This is a genomic window from Ruegeria sp. AP12, assembly GCF_056540025.1.
On record NZ_JBQFVZ010000064.1, the window covers coordinates 1 to 1,339 of the forward strand.

The 1,339-nt window shown below is 60.9% G+C and carries 1 protein-coding gene and 1 pseudogene; both read left to right on the forward strand.

All coding sequences use genetic code 11. The annotated features are described in order from the left end of the window. Positions 1 to 334 (forward strand): annotated as a pseudogene (locus tag ACR0E6_RS21210) (carbohydrate ABC transporter substrate-binding protein); the annotation flags it as partial. A 58-nt stretch (positions 335 to 392) separates the two neighbouring features. Then, positions 393 to 1,339 (forward strand): carbohydrate ABC transporter permease (locus ACR0E6_RS21215; protein ID WP_480587024.1); only part of this gene is annotated, 947 nt, incomplete at its 3' end.

The window sequence follows — 1,339 nt, forward strand, 5'->3', positions numbered from 1 at the left end:
AACGCTGGCAATCGGGCCTGAGGGCAACTTCCCGGTCCGTCGTGGGAATGCCGACAACCCGACCGCGTTCTCGGAGGCCTGGGCAGAGCTGCCTGTTGGTGTCGACCGCAAAGCGCCCCTGGGTGAGCTGTACGAACAATCCATGATCGACGAGATCGTTGGCGGTCTGGATGTGGCGCAGCGCTGGGGCGTGGCCGAAGGCCAACTGGCGCTGGCATCGAAGATGATCAACAGCCAGGCCATAAACCGCGTCGTTCGCCAGTATATTGACGACGAGATCGACGCGGCCGCAGCCATTGCGGCGATGAACGAAGAGTTGGCCAAGGTTCAGTAACCACCCGGCACCTGCAGCGGCGTGTGCGCCGCTGCCCCTAAACCCTTCGAGGTAACCCATGACTTCGGCCTCCCCACCGACAGGAACCGGGGCGTTAGCCAAACGCGAGGCGCGTCTGGCCTGGACGCTGCTGGCTCCGACCATCATCAGTGTGTCGCTGGTTGTGATCCTGCCTTTGCTGGCGATCTTCTGGATCAGCTTCAAGCCCTTCACCCTGTCTGACCTGCGCCCGCCTGCTCCGGTCGTGCGTGAAAGCCTGCGCGGATCGGGTGATGATCTGCGGATCGAATACCGCCTACGCAACTCTAGTCAGGATATTGCGATCGATGGCGTGACAGTCCGGGATGTCCTACCCGACGGCGTCACGCCAATTGGCGACGTTGCAGCCCCCTGCGCGCTGAACGGGCAAGTGCTGTTTTGCGACTTTGGTAAGTTGGATGGCGGCCAACGCGAGCGCATTCGCGTTCCCGTTGCGGTCGATGGCGAACCGGACGCCTTCGAAGATCTGGTTGAAGGGTCTGAACCAACAGTCACCGGCAGCGGCCCTAGTGTCCTGACAAATTTCGAGTTCAGCCTGGAGAACTTCGCCCGTGTGTTTGACGGCGACGAGTTTTGGGGCGTGCTTTGGGTCACCCTGTTCTACACTGTCTTCGGCACCATCGGCGCGCTGGTTATGGGCCTGTTCGCCGCCTTGCTGCTTAACAAAAGCTTCCAGGGGCAGGGCTTTATCCGTGGCCTGTACCTGTTCCCCTACGTGGCCCCCGTCATCGCCGTGGCCTTTACCTGGGTCACGCTGTTTGATCCGTTCTCAGGCTCGGCTAATGCGCTGCTGGTGCAGATGGGGCTGAGCAGCGAGCCGATCAACTTCTTCGGGGAACGCCCACTGGCGTTGATCATGGTCACCGTGTTCGAAATCTGGCGTTACTTCCCGCTGTCCTTCCTGTTCATTCTGGCGCGGATGCAGTCCATCGACTCCAGCATGTACGAAGCGGCGGATATGGATGG